A 16,113-nucleotide genomic window follows, 5' to 3' on the forward strand; every position below is an offset into this window, starting at 1 on the left:
CCGGGCGGGTCAGACACCCCCACCGCCAACGACGACTTTCACCCGTCCGCCATTCGGCAGGGCCTCCTGCGGCTTCAGGTCGTTGATCACACGGAAGGCCGCCTGACTGAACTTTCCTTCCGGGAAGTTGGACGCCAGCGACGCGACAGTGTCGCCGGGCGAAATCGGAACCACGATGATCTGGTAGGGCTGAATCCGCGATGCCTCCGCTTCGCTGAGCAAACGGAAGGAATAGGTCGTCTCCCGGAACGGTACATTAAGACCGGAGGTCTGGGCAGGATCCGAAATGAACCGGAACCGGAACACGCGGTCCCCCTCGCCCTGGATCGCTACGGCACGATAGTCCAGGCCGTTGAGCCGGGTTGCCCCCGTCGCCGCAGGGCGACCGTTGATGTCGATGCGCCCGACGTCGGTCAGATTGACGCCCTTGCCCCAATCCCCGGTCAGGTAGCTCAATATGTCGCCGGACTTGTTCCGATCGGCATCAAAGACGATGGCGGCTTTGACATTGTCCTTCTGGGCGACGACCTCACTCGTCCCGTTCTGGATCGTGAAACCTTCCGGGACCTCGAATCGAAAACGCAGGTCGGGATGGATGAATTCCGTTCCGCGCACAATCCCCTGCTTCGGATCGTCGCCATAGAGCATGCCGTCAATGTTCTCCAGGTAGCGATCTCGGTTCACGACCTGACCGGCATTCGAATACTCCGCAGCAATGGTTTTAGCCTGTTGGACGCGTTCGATCGTCCGGGGATGCGTCGCATTGATATTGCGCTCATCGACGCTGCCTGCGGGAAGGCCACGCTTTTCGGCTTCGATCTGCGAATGATCGCGCATCGTGTCCAGAAAGCCGACCATGGCTTCCGGATCATACCCGGCTTCGGACATGTAGCGCATGCCCAGGCTGTCCGCTTCCAGTTCCTGCTCGCGTGAGAAACTCTTCAGGACGGCGTTGGCGATACCGCTGCCCAATTGTCCCACCGCTCGCTGACCGGTCAGCAGCACCGCCCCCATCAGCAGTCCCTGCGCCAGTTGCGATTGGGCAATCCGCTGCGCCGTGTGGCGCGCATTCACATGGCCAATCTCATGTGCGATGACGCCCGCCAGTTCCGCCTCGTTGGAAGCAAGGGTGATCAGGCCGCGCGAGACATAGCAATAACCCCCCGGCAAGGCGAAGGCGTTGATGATCGGAGAGTTGACGATGGTGAACTGATACTGAAATTCCTGATACTCGGCGTAACGGGACAGCTCCTGACCGATCCGCGACACATAGGTCTGCAGGCGCGGGTTCTCATATTCGCCGCCGAAAGCCTCGACCAGTTTCGGATGCTGCTCCCGACCGATCTTCTTGTCGTCTTCCAGGGTATTGAACCCGGTCAACTGGCTCTCGCCGGTCGCCCGATTGGTCGTTACGCAGCCTGACACTGTCGCAGCTGCGCCGCCGACCAGCCCCAGCTTCAGGGCAGCGCGCCGGCTTACGTGATACCCGTGCGCGCAGCCCAATCCGCATATGTGGGTCTTGCCGCCCGCGACGTTCGTCATGTCCCGCATTACGTCCTCACACCTGTTCGTATCGCATCCAGACTATAAATGTGCTGTTGCCCTGAAAAACAGTACGTATGTCCAAATTCAGGGCATTCGCATATCGAAATGGGATTTGCAGAATGAATTGCAAATTGCAAATCTCTCAGCCGGACCTGGACACGAGACCACAGGCAAAGAAATTGACTAAAGATTTTTTCTTTCTTTAAAAACAATATTTTAATTCATTTTTTGCAACCGAATTGGGCACCAACACCAAACTGGCATGCTTATTGGAACTATGAGTGTGCTTGGTGCGGACCATGTCACCCGATCGCAAGTCGCACCGTGCCAGGCAAGTCATCCGGTCTCGACCGGAATCGAGATCCCCGGGCCTCTTGCCGACCCTCCCCACCCTCAGGCAAGAGGTTCGGGTTTCTCTATTTTGACCCTCTCAACGCAAATTCCTGAAGAATTGCTGCAGCAGATCGGCGGCCTGTTTCTCTCTCACACCGCCCACGACTTCCGGACGGTGGTGACAGGTATCCCGCTCGAAAATGCGGGCGCCATGCTCCACGCCGCCGCCTTTCGGGTCATAGGCGCCGAAGACGATCCTGCGCAGCCTGGCATGAGAAATCGCGGTCGCGCACATCCCGCAAGGCTCCAGCGTCACATAGAGATCGCAATCCGGCAGCCGAGGCTCCCCCCTTGTCGCGCAGGCAGCACGGATCGCCAGCAGTTCCGCATGTCCCGTCGGATCGCACTCCGCCTCGACCCGATTGCCGGCCCGCGCAAGGATGCGGCCGCTGGCGGCCTCCACGATGACCGCGCCAACGGGCACTTCGCCGCGCTGGGCGGCCAGTTCGGCTTCCTCGAATGCGATATCCATTGGGTCCGGCATGGCGCGTTTCCGTTAAAGTGCGCGTCTCCACGCGGCTTGCGGCGGCCCGCCCACAGGTTTAAGGCTTTGCCGACACGCAATTCTCTAGCAGGGCAAGGGCAAGCACGCCATGACCGATAGCGATTCCCAACGCTTGGCGAAACGCATCGCGCGCGCAGGTCTGTGCTCGCGACGGGATGCGGAACGCTGGATCGAGGCCGGCCGTGTCGTGGTAAACGGCACGAAGATCACCAGCCCGGCCCTGAATGTCGGCCCGGAGGATGAAATCCTGGTCGACGGCACGCCGCTGCCCGCCGAACAGGCCGCGCGGCTTTGGAAATACAACAAGCCGACCGGCCTTGTGGTCACCGCCCGCGATGAGAAGGGACGCCCGACCATCTTCGAACGCCTGCCGCCTGCCCTGCCCCGGGTGGTCAGCATCGGTCGCCTGGACCTCAACTCCGAAGGCCTGCTGCTTCTGACCAATGACGGCGAACTGGCCCGGAAGCTGGAATTGCCGGCCACCGGTTGGATTCGCCGGTATCGCGTGCGCGTCCACGGCCGTGTCGAAGCCGAAAAGCTGGAAAGCCTGGCAAACGGCGTCACCATCGACGGCATTCGCTACGGCGAAATCCGCGCCGAGCTGGAGCGGCAGCAAGGTGCGAATGCCTGGGTGGTGGTATCCCTGACCGAGGGCAAGAACCGCGAGGTCCGGAAGGTCATGGAGCATCTCGGCTATGTGGTGAACCGCCTGATCCGGGTGTCCTATGGACCGTTTCACCTCGGCGCCATGGCCCGCGGCGCTGTGGAGGAGGTTCCGGCCAAGATCATGCGCGACCTGATCGGCGGGGAAAGCAGCAAGAACCACGGCAATTGGGCGAAGGCCAAGCCGAAGCAGAAGTTCAGCCCCCGGCGCAACGTCAAGTCACGCCCGGATGATGAAGCCGGCGGCAAGAAGGCCGCGACGAAGAAGCCCCTCGCCAAGAAGGGTGCCGCCAAGAGGGCGGGCGGGCGCGCTCCGACTTCGGCATCGGCGGAATCCAGACCTTCCGGGGCCGGGCGCCCGGCCACACGACGGGGGACGCCGAATGCGGATCGTCGCCGGTAGCCGACGCGGTCTGACGCTGGAAGCGCCCGAGGGCCATACCACCCGCCCGACGACAGACCGGGCGCGGGAATCCCTGTTCAACATTCTGGCAGGCCCGAAGTATCTGGGCCGTCTGCGCGACCGTTCGGTGGCCGATTTCTTTGCCGGCAGCGGCGCCGTCGGCCTGGAAGCGATCAGCCGTGGTGCCGCGCAATGCCATTTCCTGGAGACCGACCCGGGTGCGCTGCAGGTACTGCGTCGGAACATCACCCGGATGAAGGACGCGGCAACCGCCTGCCATGTCCTGACCCAGGATGCGACACGCCCGCCAAGAGCGCGGGATGCCTGCGGCCTGCTGTTCCTGGATCCGCCCTATGACGTGGATGCCGCGGCGACGGCGCTGACCGCGGCCATCAGTGCAGGATGGATGGCCGATGACGGGTTGGCGGTCGTTCAGGTGCACCCCAAACGCGATTTCAGCGTCCCGGACGGACTGGAACAGGTCGACGACCGGAAGTATGGCGCAACGCGGTTCCTGTTTCTGGAGCGGCAAGGATGACCGGGTCGGCCCCGCAATTCGACCGGGATTTCCGCGCGACCCTGGACGAGCTGTTCGCCTGGCGCCGGGACGTACGGCATTTCCTGACCGATCCCCTGCCGGACGGCGTGCTGGAGCGTCTGCTGGCGACGGCCGACCGCGCGCCCTCCGTCGGGCTCAGCCAGCCCTGGCGCTTCGTTCTCGTCGATGACAAGACTGCACGTGCCCGCATCAAGGCATCGTTCGAGTCCTGCAATGCGGAGGCGCTGAAGGGCTATGACGGCGACAAGGCCTCGCTCTACGCCCGTCTGAAACTTCAGGGTCTGGACGATGCGCCGCATCAACTGGCGGTGTTCTGCGACCCGGATCCGGACCAGGGATCCGGGCTGGGCCGCAAGACCATGCCGGAGACCCTGGATTTTTCCGTCGTGGGCGCGATCCAGACGCTTTGGCTCGCGGCACGGGCGGAAGGGATCGGGCTGGGCTGGCTGTCGATCCTGGATCCCGGCGAGATGAACGCCGCGCTGGACGTTCCACAGGACTGGCGGTTCATTGCCTATCTGTGCATCGGCTATCCGGCCAGAACCAGCGACACCCCGGAGCTGGAAAGCGCCGGCTGGGAGACGCGCCGCCCCGTGGAAGACCGCATCTTCCGCCGGTAATCCTTGCGTCAGACGGGGTTTTTCCTATATCTCCCCCGCCATGAGTGACGTGAAAGCCAGCCTGTCCGACTTCGACCTGCCCGACATGGATGTGCCGGATGGCGCGCGCGTGGTCGTGGCGATGTCCGGCGGGGTGGATTCCTCCGTCACCGCGGCGCTGTTGAAGGAGCTGGGCTACGACGTCGTCGGCATCACGCTGCAGCTCTATGACCATGGGGCCGCGATCCAGCGCAAGGGCGCCTGCTGCGCCGGCCAGGATATCCACGACGCCCGCAACGTGGCGGAGCGGATCGGCATCCCGCATTACGTCCTGGATTACGAAAGCGCCTTTCGTGACGCCGTGATCGAGGATTTCGCGGACGCCTATGCCCGCGGTGAAACTCCGATCCCCTGCGTGCGCTGCAATCAGACGGTAAAGTTCCGCGATCTGCTCGGCACCGCGCGGGATCTGGGTGCGGAGGCACTGGCCACCGGCCATTACATCCGCCGCCACCGCGCACCGGAAGGCCGCGCGGAACTGCACGCCGCCGTCGACCCCTCCAAGGATCAGAGCTATTTCCTCTTCGCGACCACCCAGGCACAGCTCGATTTCCTGCGGTTTCCGCTGGGGGGCCTGAACAAGACCCAGACCCGGGCCCTGGCGGAGCGCTTCGATCTGCCCGTGGCAGCAAAGCCGGACAGCCAGGACATCTGTTTCGTCCCGGACGGGTCCTATGCCCGTATCGTCGAGAAGCTGCGCCCCGACGCCGCCCGCCCGGGTGAAATCGTCCACATGGACGGCAGCGTCCTGGGGCAGCATGACGGCGTGCTGAACTACACGATCGGACAGCGCAAGGGATTGGGCATAGGCGGCCGCAAGGACGACACAGACCCGCTCTATGTCGTGCGGCTGGACCCCGAGGCGGCGCGTGTCATCGTCGGTCCGCGCGAGGCACTGGCCGTGGCTCGCCTGCGCCTGTCCGACGTCAACTGGCTAGGCCCGGCGCGCCTGTCCGACGGCCCTCAGCCGGTGCTGGTCAAGATCCGGAACACGATGGCACCGGTCCCGGCACGGGTCGAAGCGACGACGCTGGGCGATGTCGAGGTTGTATTCGAAGACCCGCAGCAGGGCGTCTCCCCGGGCCAGGCCTGCGTCTTCTACGACCCTGACGGCGCCGCAAGCCATGTTCTGGGTGGCGGCTGGATCCTGCGCGAGGGCATTCGCGGCCCCGACGAACTGGCGGCCTGAGAGTCCGGACGCATGCCATTGCGGCTTTCCCTGCCCCGGTGCGGCGCAACCATCGGCCTTTCTGCATTGCTGCTGGTTCTGAGCCTGGCCCGACCGGTTCAGGCACAGGACGCCCCCTCGGGGACGACACGTGAAGGGGACGACGGCGCGCCGCTGTCGCTGCTGGTCGTCGAAAGCGGCGTCCGCGAAATCGGCCGGATCCAGACCGCCTTCACGGATTACCTGAAGGAGCATCTCGACCGGACGATCGATACCCCCTCCCTCCCGGCGGGACGGGTTCATGTCGCGATGCGCGAACCCATTCTGGTCTGCTCCATCGGCCTGATCCGCCTGCCCCAGGTCGAAGACGACTATCACTGGGTCCTGCCGATCATCCGGTCGCGCATCGTGCGCTATGGCTCCGGCAACATGTCCGCCGATCTGGACGACGACCGGTATGGTGTGATGTTGGGCACGACAATCGAACACTACGCCCGGCTGGCCGGTGAAGACGTCACCCCGATATCGGAGCGCGAGAGCATATTCGAGATGCTGAAGCGCGGTCGCCTGCGCGGGATCATCGATGTCGACATCGTGGTCAACTTCAGGCTGGCGGCGGACCCGGACCTGATCCTGAAGGAAGAGGCCGTCCTGGCGGAGGTCTATGGCTGGCTTGCCTGTTCCAAGGCGGTGCCGGAGGCCACGCGCGACAGGCTTGCCGCCATCGTCCGGGACGGTGCCGGCAGCGGCGCGCTGCTGGATCGTCTGCCCGTCCCGGAAATCCGGCGCTATATTCCGGCCCATCTCATCGACTGATTTCCCGGAGGGACGCCGTCAGGCAACCTTCTTGCGCCCCGCCTGGTTGTCATAGATCGAATCCGCCGTGGCCTCCCGCGGCAGGGGCAGGCGCATCGGGACACCGGTGGCGCGGGGCGTCAGCGTTGGCTCCCCTCTCAGGATCAGCGTGTCATAGGCGGACAGGTCCCGCGCCTCGAAGACCGGAAAGGCATCCACGGCGGAATAGGAAAAGAGCAGCAGCGGCCGCTCCCGGTCGGACCGGTTTTCCGTCGACGCATGCAGGGTGCGGACATGATGGATCGAAACCGACCCTGCCGGCGCGGTCAGGGAAACCGCCTTCGGCACCTCCCCGGTCAGGTCCGTGTCGGAAATGCCACCGACGAACAACCCGCCATCGTGATGATCGTAGACCGGTCCTCTGTGCGATCCGGGAATCACCATCAGCGGCCCGTTCTCCGCCGTGCAATCCTCGATCATCACACCGACGGCCAGAAGGTCGTCATTGGTATGCGGATAGAACGCCCAGTCCTGATGCCAGTCGATCTGCGCCTTCCCGCCCGGCGGTTTGAAATTGAGCTTGGAATGGTCGAATCGCGCCGTGCCGCCCAGCAGGTCGGCGACCGGATCGACGATCAGCGGATCGCGCATCAGCGCATCGAATGTCGGATGCTGAAGGACCGGGTCCTTCACCCGGCGGAGCTTCGGTGTCTCCGGACCATGCCCCGGCGCCACGTCGAAGACCGGTGTGCTGGCGGTCACGCGCCGCGCGCGCTCCCGAAAGGCCGAAATGACCTCCCGGATCTCGACCAGCCGCGCCTCCGGGATCAGGCGCTCAAGGACAAGATAGCCGTTCTCCCGATAGAATTCCCGCTGTTCATCCGTCAGCATCGACTTCCGGCCTCCCTGACATACGGCGCCCTATGCCCTGCCCCGATGGTGAAACCGTCGGTGATCGTCGACTATGCGGTTCAGGACACAAATTTGCGCGTTCGACCCGCTTGACAGCCCGGCGCGGTCTTTATAGATAAGCGCACCTCGTCGAAGGAACTCCGGCCCGGCCGGAAAGCCTGCCGGCGGGGATCGATGCGGAACGGCATCACGGCGGATTAGCTCAGTTGGTTAGAGCGGTGGAATCATAATCCATGTGTCCGGGGTTCGAGTCCCTGATCCGCCACCATCCCCTCTATCAGCTTCGTTTTGGATCGCGGCCCATCCAACACGGGAATGGGCAGGTGCAGTCGTTTGTGCCCGTTTCCGCGCTCGCATCGGGCGGCAAATCTCCTTAGTCTCGCTCACGGGTCGGGGAAATTACCCCGGCGAGATCAAGACGATGGGGGGACGAGATGGGAATCGTGACGGATGTGGTGCTGCCGCTGGCCTTGGCCTTCATCATGTTTTCACTGGGGCTGGGGCTGACCGTCGCGGATTTCGCCCGGGTTGCGAAGGCGCCGCGTGACTTCCTGATCGGCGCGCTGTCCCAGATCGTGCTGCTGCCCCTCGTCGCCTTCGGCCTGGTCAGCCTGTGGCCGCTCACCCCGGAACTGGCCCCGGAACTGGCCCCGGAACTGGCATTGGGGGTGATGATCATCGCCGCGGCGCCGGGCGGCGTGACGTCGAACATCCTGACGGCCTTCGCCAGGGGCGATGTGGCCCTGTCGATCTCCCTGACCGCGGTGATCAGCCTTCTGTCGGTTCTGACCATCCCGTTCATCGTCGTCTTCTCCTACGGACATTTCGTCGGCGGCGATGCCGGGCCCGTTTCGGTCACGAGCACCGCGATCGGTGTCTTCGTGATCGTCACGATCCCGGTGCTGATCGGCCTGCTGACCCGGCGCTTCGCCGAAGGCCTCGCGCGGCGCATCGTGCCGGCGACCAACAAGGCGTCCGCCGTGCTGTTCGCGCTCGTCCTGCTGGGCGCGATTCTTCAGGAGCGTGCCAATATCGTCGATTACTTCGCCCAGGCCGGGCTTGTGACGCTGGCGCTCAACGTCGTGATGATGGGATTGGCCTACGCCATCGCACGGTGTCTCGCCACCGGCGCACCGCAGGCCATCGCCATTTCGATCGAATGCGGGCTGCAGAACGGGACCCTGGCCATCGCCGTTGCGACCCTGCTTTTCGGCGGCGGTCTGGCGACGGTCCCGGCCGCGACCTATAGCCTGATCATGTTCGCCACGGCGCTGATCTTCATCGCCTATCTTCGACGCAGGCACGCGCCGTCCTAGGCTACGCGCGCGCCTCGACCAGGGCCATGGGCAGGACGGACGAGGCGATTCCCCTCGCCCAATGACGGCGAGAGCACCCCGCCACGAGAGGAAAAATCTCGAAATCTCGGCCGCGCTGCAACGCCCGGAAAACTGGACAGCAGGCCACGTTGCAACCGACCAGCAACGCCTTTCCAGCCCCCTGGAAATGTTCCCGAGCGGTTGACGCGTGTATCACAGACATTATGTGGTTCGGTGAGCCGGGGCGCCGGGCAGGCACCTTCCTGTCGGGCCGAGGCTCTCAAATCTTCGCACCCCCTACGATTTGACGGTGCCCCAGGCCGGGGCCGGCAGGATTTCTGCAGCTCCGGCACGCATGCCAAAGCGAAAGGAGTTCATTGTATGAAACCGCTTCTGACAGCCACCGCCCTGACCATGTCTCTTGGTTTCGCCGCAGCGCCGGCGATGGCCGAAACGGGCAGCGCCGTCCCCGAAGAGCGGAGAAACTACGAGCGCCACATCGAGCGCGAAGTGAACCTTTACGAAGAGCGCATGGAAACGATGGAAATCGATCCGTCGGTCCGCGCCTCCTGGGTCAAGGTCAACCAGGACTGGAACACCGTATCCGACGAACCGGTCGGCAGCCCGAAATACGACAGCCTGAAGGCCGATTTCGAGGAAGCCTGGGCCGAGTTCAAGAGCGAGTTCGAAGCGGCCGAGAGGAAGGGCTGGGCATCGAACTCCGCCGTTCCGGAAGAACGCCGTACGTTCGAGCAGAGCACGTCCTATGACATCGTGCGTCACGAAATCCTCGTGGTCGAAGCTGACGCACCGGAATCGGTCGCCGAGAAGCTGAACGAAGTCCGCTCGAACTGGTATCGGATGCATGAAGCCGAGACTTACGCGCAATGGGACGCGGCCCGAGACGACTATGTCGAGAGCTGGCGCGAGTATGTCGACGCGGCCAACGAGGCCAATGTGATGTAATCGGCCTGACAATCCCTGAGGAGACGGCGCCCCCTATCGGGCGCCGTTTTCCTTTGGCCGAAACCGTCACAGGTACCGGGGTGAGGCACCTCAACGCATTGATTGGGGCGGGGACTGCGATTAAGCCTGTGTTAGAGATTTTCGGCGATAATTCCGGTCCTTCCGGATAGAGGTAAAGATGCCTGACTGGATTGATCCGAGTACGGAGTCGATAGAAGGCGCGGCCGACCTGATTGTCTCGGGCCGATGGCGTGACGCCTTCGCGCATGGTGTCGACGACATCGCATTCGTCGACGAATCCTGGCTTCCCCAGGAGAAAGCCCACCAGGACGTGCTGGACTTCTGGAAGTCGCAAAAGGCCAGGCGATCCGACAGCCTCTTCACGTCAAGCATGGTGGACCCGACAGCGATAGGAAAAGTCCTGTCGAAAATTATGCTTCTGGATGTGGAAGAGGACGGTATGGATGCCCGATACAGGGTGTACGGCACCGGCATATCCTCGATGGTCGGCAAGGACTGGACCGGCAAACTGGTGTCGGAGATGAACCGGTCCGTTCGATCCAACCAGGCACTGTTCTATCGCGCCTGCTACCGCGCCGTATTCAGGACCGCGAAACCGATGTTCACCCATCACCAGCCGCTGAGCTGGATCGATGCGAGCGCCTGGAAGCGGCTGATACTGCCGGTGCATGACGAATTCGGAAACAAGGTGGTCCGGTTTCTGGTCTGCAACCTGGCCGACAAGGGACGCGAACTGAGTTCCCATGAATGGAAACTCATGCACGATCAGCGCTATAGCTGATCGCCGGGACGGTCTCCCCTAGTTCAATTCGCGGCTCAGAAACGCGTCAATCGTCTGTTGCGCTGATGCGATCGCTTCGGCATTCGGCTCCAGACGATAGCCAAGATAGTCGCGCGACCCGACTGGCTGGCCGCGCCAGGCCGTCATGTCGAAGGAATGATAGGCACCGGGAATCTTCTCGACCTGAAACGCCGGGCTTCCGGCCTGGTTCTCCATCGCCTTGTCGCACAGGCGCGCGGGCGTCCAGTCATCGGCCTCTCCGATGATGACCTGGACCGGCGCGAGGGTTTCGAAGGTGCCGGCATTGGCACCGACACCGCACCAGGGATACATCGGGATCGCCGCGGCAAAGCGCAGGTCGACGGGAACGTTCCGCGGCAGCTTCCCCTTCGTCACCGCATTCAGGGCAGTCGTTCCGCCGTTGGAAAAGCCCATCAGTACCACCCTGGCCGGATCGACGTCGTCTCGCGCCGCTAGCCATGCCAGACCGCCGTATGCGTCCTCCGTCCGCGCCAGCAGGCCGACCTTCGCGCCGGTCGCGAGAGACGCGCAGATGCCGTCCGGATGCCCGCGCGATTCGAAACTGTCGATGGCAAGCGCATGAAAGCCGCGCGCGTTGAACCACAGGGCCCAGTTTTCGATATTGTCGCCATACCAGCCGCCGCAGCCGTGTTGAAGGATAACTGCCGGCGCGCGCCCTTCCAGGTGCGGGGCGGGCCAGAATTTGGCGGTCACCCGGACCGGGTCCTGAAACGGTGCCGGCCAACTGTCGATCTTCAGCGTCTGGCTCCACCCCACCAAGCAGAAGGCCAGACAGAGCGGCAGCAGTTTCAAGAGACGCATCGCATCCTCCCCCACGACATACCGGTTCACGTTAGCTTGAAACCCGTGGGCGCGCCAATTTGCGTATCGTCATCCGGGGGCGAATCCGACAAACTCTCCCGTGCTGAAATCCGAGCAAACTTCCAGAAATCGAGAAAGTGAGACCATCCCATGTTCCGCTCGTTCTTTCTGAGCCGTGAATGGATGTTGTGGGCCTGGCTGGGTATGGCCGTGATCGTCGGCGGGACCTGGTATCAGGTCGAGATCGATGTCCAGATCAATGAATGGTTCGGGGGCTTCTACGATCTGGTCCAGAAGGCTTTGGGGGAGCCGGGCTCCGTGACGCTGGATGAGTATTTTGGGTTCCTGGCGACCTTCGCCAGGATCGCCGGCATCTACATCGTCGTCGCCGTGATGCTGTCCTTCTTCACCAAGCATTGGGTGTTCCGCTGGCGCCATGCGATGAACAATTTCTACATGTCCCATTGGGAGCGCCTGCGCCATATCGAGGGGGCCAGCCAGCGGGTCCAGGAGGACACACGCCGCTTCGCAACCATCATGGAATCGCTGGGGAGCAACCTGCTGGATTCGCTGATGACACTGTTCGCCTTCCTGCCGATCCTCTGGGAACTATCGAAATCCGTGAAGGTGCTGCCCGGGATTGGCGAAGTGGAACACGCGCTTGTCTATGTCGCGGTGATCTTTGCCCTGTTCGGAACCGCCGTGCTGGCCGTGGTGGGCATCAAGCTGCCCGGCCTCGAGTTCAACAACCAGAAGGTTGAGGCCGCCTACCGCAAGGAACTGGTCTATGGCGAGGATCACGAGGACCGGGCCCAGCCGCCGACGGTCGCCGAACTGTTTCACCATGTGCGGCGCAACTATTTCCGGCTGTTCTTCCACTACATGTATTTCGACGTCGCCAAGTGGTCCTATCTGCAGTTCGGGGTAATCGTGCCCTATATCGCACTGGGCCCGACGATTGTGTCCGGCGCCATATCTCTGGGTGTGATGCAGCAGATCGTGCGGGCCTTCGGCCGCGTGGAATCATCCTTCCAGTTCCTGGTCCGAAGCTGGAGCATCATCGTCGAACTTATCTCGGTCTATAAGCGTCTGCGCGCCTTCGAAGCCGAAATCTACCGGGATGTTCCGCCAAGCAGGGCACTGCCGGAATCCTAACACTTCGTTAAGATTTACCCCCTAGGCTTCTTTCCCGGACGGAAGGGGTGATGGGCCGATACGGCACAGGATCACGCATGCGGTGAGGGTCGCATGCGCCGGTCTCGTATCGCGCCGGAAGAAGGGTGGCCGACACCGATGCGGCGCGACGACTTGCGACGGCACGATTGCGTGTCGATGGGCGAACTTCGACAGATTCTGACGGACCCGGTTCTGGTTCAGCTGTTCGACTACTGGTGCGATCGGCGTAGCGTCGACGGATGCATGCCTCGGGACAGGTTGAACCCCGCTGAAATCCGCATGCTGCTGCCCCATGTCTTCATCACGGAGCCATTGGAGAATGCGCGGCGTCATCGCTATCGGTTGGTCGGCACCTTCATCCAGTCCCAGGTCCGGCAACGCGTGGAGGGGCTGTGTGTCGAGGATATTCGGCACGGTGCGATGCTGGACCATCTCAACGAACTGTTCTGTACCGTCGCTACAACGCGTCAGGCAGGGCTCAGCGTATCTGCACTCGACGGCGGCGACCTGCCATCGGCGATCTATCGTCGATTGGCTCTACCGATGTCCAAGAACGGCGCCGATGTCGATCAGATCCTGGGGGGCTGGGTGGTGGAGTACGACACGGTCGTCCCTCCGGAAAATCAGGTGCTCAAACCGGAGGAACACCCGGTTTCCCTGTCATTCGCGGCAGGCCTGAACTGACCCCATGGAAAAAGGGCCCGACGTCGCCGCCGGGCCCCTTCCCTTCAAATCGTATTCGAATTACCGGATCTGCACGGTGGTGAAGGCGCCGCCTTCGACCAGCAGTTCGCGGTAGGAGCCGGCGGCCTCGCCCGGCCCGATCAGTTCCACGGCGGTCGCGCCGACATAGTCGATGTCGCCGCCATTCGCCAGGATCTCGAGACCCTTGGCCAGTTCACCCGGCAGGATCGGCTCGCCCGGCGCGTTGGCGACCTCCATGACCTTGTCCTTGACCGCGGCGCTGTCGGTCGTGCCGGCCGCCTGCATGGCCAGCAGAATCAGCGCAGCCGCGTCGTAGCTTTCCGGACGGAAGGCACCATCGCCGTCCACGCCATTCGCCTTCGCGAAGTCGAGGAACATGCTGGCCCCTTCGGAATCGTTCCCCGGCAGCGTGCCGACGGTACCGTCGATGTCGGAACCGAAGGTTTCGACCAGTGCTTCCGAAGTCATACCGTCGCCGACCAGGAAGGTGTCGAACGCACCTGTGTCCAGCGAACTCTGGATGATGCCGCGACCACCCTGATCGACATAACCGAAGACCGCCAGGACGTCGCCGCCCGATGCGGCCAGCGTGCCGACCTCAGCCGAGTAGTCCGCCTTGCCGTCTTCATGCGCAACAGAGGTCGTTACCGTGCCGCCGGCCGCTTCGAAGGAGGACTGGAACGCATCGGCCAGACCCTTGCCGTAGTCGTTGTTCGTGTAGGTTACCGCCGCCGACTTGAGGCCGCGGTCCTTCATGATGTCGGCCAGAACCTGACCCTGACGGGCATCGGACGGCGCGGTACGGAAGAAATAGCCGTTGTCTTCCAGGGCGGACAGAGCCGGCGACGTCGCCGACGGCGAGATCATCACGACACCCTTCGGAATGGTGACGTTGTTGGCCACCGCGCCGGTCACACCGGAGCAATCTGCGCCGACGATCGCCGCGACTCCATCGGAAGTCACCAGACGTTCGGCAGCAGCCGTCGCGGCCGCGCTGTCGACGCAGGTCGAGTCGGCCCGAACCGGCGTCACGGTTTCGCCACCGAGCAGCTTGCCGCTGTCGGAGACTTCCTTCATCGCCAGTTCCGCCGCATCGGCCATGCCGGGCGTGACGGATTCGATCGGCCCGGTGAAGCCGAGAATGATGCCGAGCTTGACCTCAGCCTGCGCCGCGCCGGAAATGCCCGTCGCGCCCAGGGCCAGCATGCTCGTCGCTAGCAACAGTTTCTTCATCAAGACTACTCCCAGATTAAGGCCGCTTCCCCATGAGGCGGCTCCATTATTGTCATTGCGTTCCGCCCGCGTCGGTCCTGATTCCACCCCCGATCAGCGATCGGCGCGTACCGGCTCCGGCAGAATGCCTTTGGGACTGAAACGCATCGCAAGCAGCAGCACAAGCCCCATCAACAGGGGCCGCATGTGCGCCGCAGCGCCCAACAGATGCTCGCGTACCGGGTTGTCTTCCGCAAGTCCGGAGGTCAGCAGATCCAACACGAATGCACCGGCCGGCTCCGCCTGAACCCAGGCGAACCAGATCAGGAACCCACCGATGACGGAACCGTGGTTATTGCCCGAGCCGCCGACGATCACCATCACCCAGATCAGGAAGGTATAGCGCAGCGGATTGTATGTCCCCGGCGTGAACTGCCCGTCCAGAGTGGTCAGCATCGCCCCGGCGATCCCGATAACGGCAGAGCCCAGGATGAAGGTCTGCAGGTGGCGTTTGGTAACGTCTTTGCCCATCGCTTCGGCAGCGACCTCGTTGTCGCGGATGGCCCGCATCATCCGGCCCCAGGGCGAATTCAGCGCCTTCTGAGCCAGCACGAACAGGCAGACCAGAACTGCGGAGAACAGGATCACGTAGCACAGTTTCACCGCGATACCGGCGTCGTACTGGGCGAATCCCCGCAGCATGTCGAGGCGCGCATCGCCGCTCACCCCCTGCAGGGCGGAGGCATGAAACCATTCGACCCAGCCCAGGAACCAGTCCGATTCCTGCAGGACGATTTCCTTGGGAACCGGGCGATCAAGGCCGCTGACATTCTTCACACCGCGCGCCAGCCATTCTTCGTTCTTGATGACGGCGATGACGATTTCGCCAATCCCCAGCGTCGCAATGGCCAGATAGTCCGCGCGCAGTCCCAAGGCGATCTTGCCGATCCCCCAGGCAACCAGGGCGGCAAGCAGCCCCCCCACGGGCCAGGACAGGATGATCGGCAGATTGAGCCCGCCCAGGAATCCGGTCAGCGCCGGATCGACCGCCTCGATGGCATCGGTGCCCGCGTCAAAGAACTGTCGAACGATGAAATATCCGACGAGAACGGTCAGCGTCAGGACGATCTTGCGCGTGCGCCCCGGCCGCATGACCGCGAAGATGACAAAGATCGCCGCAACCAGGACCGCCAGCATCGCGGCGGACATCAGGACATTGAATCCGCCGGCACTCCAGGCCTCCGGAACCGGGGCCTCGGAGATCAGGACGCCCGCAAGGCCGCCCAGGGCCGCAAAGCCAACGGTCCCGGCGCTGAACAGCCCGGCATAGCCCCACTGGATGTTCACGCCCAGCGCCATGATCGCGGAGATCAGGCAAAGGTTGATCATGACCAGGGCGACGGACCAGGACTGCAGAAAGCCGATCAGAATCAGCAGCAGCGCCATGCCGATATAGGCGAACAGAGTTCTCCGGCCGAGTGGCGACATGTC

General features: G+C 63.2%; 16 protein-coding genes and 1 tRNA gene. 11 read left to right on the forward strand and 6 right to left on the reverse strand.

Annotated features, from left to right (window positions below; all coding sequences use genetic code 11):
* Positions 1 to 9: 9 nt before the first annotated feature.
* Positions 10 to 1,542, reverse strand: coding sequence for a M48 family metalloprotease (locus R8L07_21350; GenBank protein MDW3208091.1), 1,533 nt, complete (start codon positions 1,540 to 1,542; stop codon positions 10 to 12).
* A 433-nt stretch (positions 1,543 to 1,975) separates the two neighbouring features.
* Positions 1,976 to 2,422: a nucleoside deaminase gene (locus R8L07_21355; GenBank protein ID MDW3208092.1), complete on the reverse strand. Its 447-nt coding sequence runs from the start codon at positions 2,420 to 2,422 to the stop codon at positions 1,976 to 1,978.
* Positions 2,423 to 2,531: 109 nt separating this feature from the next.
* Between R8L07_21355 and R8L07_21360 the strand changes: the two genes are divergently transcribed.
* The 5 genes from R8L07_21360 (at position 2,532) to R8L07_21380 (ending at position 6,711) form a co-directional block, all read left to right on the forward strand.
* On the forward strand, positions 2,532 to 3,509 hold the full coding sequence (locus R8L07_21360; GenBank protein MDW3208093.1) for a pseudouridine synthase: 978 nt from the start codon (positions 2,532 to 2,534) through the stop codon (positions 3,507 to 3,509).
* Positions 3,490 to 4,047 (forward strand): 16S rRNA (guanine(966)-N(2))-methyltransferase RsmD, encoded by a 558-nt coding sequence (rsmD, locus tag R8L07_21365; GenBank protein ID MDW3208094.1) that lies wholly within the window; start codon positions 3,490 to 3,492, stop codon positions 4,045 to 4,047. The genes R8L07_21360 and rsmD overlap by 20 nt, the downstream gene beginning before the upstream one ends.
* Entirely contained in the window at positions 4,044 to 4,688 is a 645-nt protein-coding gene (gene bluB / locus R8L07_21370) for a 5,6-dimethylbenzimidazole synthase (protein MDW3208095.1), read from the forward strand. Before rsmD ends, bluB begins: the two co-directional genes overlap by 4 nt.
* 85 nt (positions 4,689 to 4,773) lie before the next feature.
* Positions 4,774 to 5,916 carry a tRNA 2-thiouridine(34) synthase MnmA gene (mnmA, locus tag R8L07_21375; protein MDW3208096.1) on the forward strand — a complete coding sequence of 381 codons (1,143 nt, stop codon included), beginning with the start codon at positions 4,774 to 4,776 and terminating at the stop codon, positions 5,914 to 5,916.
* Between the two features lie 12 nt (positions 5,917 to 5,928).
* A complete protein-coding gene (locus R8L07_21380) occupies positions 5,929 to 6,711 on the forward strand; it encodes a hypothetical protein (protein ID MDW3208097.1) in 783 nt (260 codons plus the stop codon).
* Between the two features lie 18 nt (positions 6,712 to 6,729).
* Here the strand turns inward: R8L07_21380 and R8L07_21385 are convergent, their stop codons facing one another.
* On the reverse strand, positions 6,730 to 7,581 hold the full coding sequence (locus tag R8L07_21385; GenBank protein ID MDW3208098.1) for a phytanoyl-CoA dioxygenase family protein: 852 nt from the start codon (positions 7,579 to 7,581) through the stop codon (positions 6,730 to 6,732).
* Positions 7,582 to 7,793: 212 nt separating this feature from the next.
* Between R8L07_21385 and R8L07_21390 the strand changes: the two genes are divergently transcribed.
* From R8L07_21390 to R8L07_21405, 4 genes are all read left to right on the forward strand, one after another.
* Positions 7,794 to 7,870, forward strand: a tRNA-Met gene (locus tag R8L07_21390).
* Between the two features lie 166 nt (positions 7,871 to 8,036).
* Positions 8,037 to 8,918, forward strand: a complete 882-nt coding sequence (locus tag R8L07_21395; protein ID MDW3208099.1) for a bile acid:sodium symporter family protein — start codon at positions 8,037 to 8,039, stop codon at positions 8,916 to 8,918.
* A gap of 381 nt (positions 8,919 to 9,299) precedes the next feature.
* On the forward strand, positions 9,300 to 9,884 hold the full coding sequence (locus tag R8L07_21400; GenBank protein MDW3208100.1) for a hypothetical protein: 585 nt from the start codon (positions 9,300 to 9,302) through the stop codon (positions 9,882 to 9,884).
* A 178-nt stretch (positions 9,885 to 10,062) separates the two neighbouring features.
* Positions 10,063 to 10,686 carry a PAS domain-containing protein gene (locus R8L07_21405; GenBank protein ID MDW3208101.1) on the forward strand — a complete coding sequence of 208 codons (624 nt, stop codon included), beginning with the start codon at positions 10,063 to 10,065 and terminating at the stop codon, positions 10,684 to 10,686.
* Between the two features lie 18 nt (positions 10,687 to 10,704).
* On the opposite strand, the gene R8L07_21410 is transcribed toward R8L07_21405, so the two are convergent.
* Positions 10,705 to 11,529, reverse strand: coding sequence for a dienelactone hydrolase family protein (locus tag R8L07_21410; protein ID MDW3208102.1), 825 nt, complete (start codon positions 11,527 to 11,529; stop codon positions 10,705 to 10,707).
* Positions 11,530 to 11,679: 150 nt separating this feature from the next.
* Here R8L07_21410 and R8L07_21415 point away from each other — a divergent pair, with 150 nt between their 5' ends.
* Together R8L07_21415 and R8L07_21420 are read left to right on the forward strand one after the other, a co-directional pair.
* Complete coding sequence (locus R8L07_21415) at positions 11,680 to 12,684, forward strand: putative transporter (protein ID MDW3208103.1); 1,005 nt, start codon at positions 11,680 to 11,682, stop codon at positions 12,682 to 12,684.
* 93 nt (positions 12,685 to 12,777) lie between these two features.
* Positions 12,778 to 13,389, forward strand: a complete 612-nt coding sequence (locus R8L07_21420) for a PAS domain-containing protein (GenBank protein ID MDW3208104.1) — start codon at positions 12,778 to 12,780, stop codon at positions 13,387 to 13,389.
* Positions 13,390 to 13,449: 60 nt separating this feature from the next.
* On the opposite strand, the gene R8L07_21425 is transcribed toward R8L07_21420, so the two are convergent.
* Positions 13,450 to 14,643: an ABC transporter substrate-binding protein gene (locus R8L07_21425; protein MDW3208105.1), complete on the reverse strand. Its 1,194-nt coding sequence runs from the start codon at positions 14,641 to 14,643 to the stop codon at positions 13,450 to 13,452.
* A 93-nt stretch (positions 14,644 to 14,736) separates the two neighbouring features.
* The gene (locus R8L07_21430; GenBank protein ID MDW3208106.1) at positions 14,737 to 16,110 is read right to left on the reverse strand and encodes a branched-chain amino acid ABC transporter permease; all 1,374 of its coding nucleotides are present in this window, start codon (positions 16,108 to 16,110) and stop codon (positions 14,737 to 14,739) included.
* Positions 16,111 to 16,113: the final 3 nt, after the last annotated feature.

This window comes from Alphaproteobacteria bacterium (genome assembly GCA_033344895.1).
Lineage (GTDB): Bacteria > Pseudomonadota > Alphaproteobacteria > UBA8366 > Aestuariispiraceae > Pacificispira.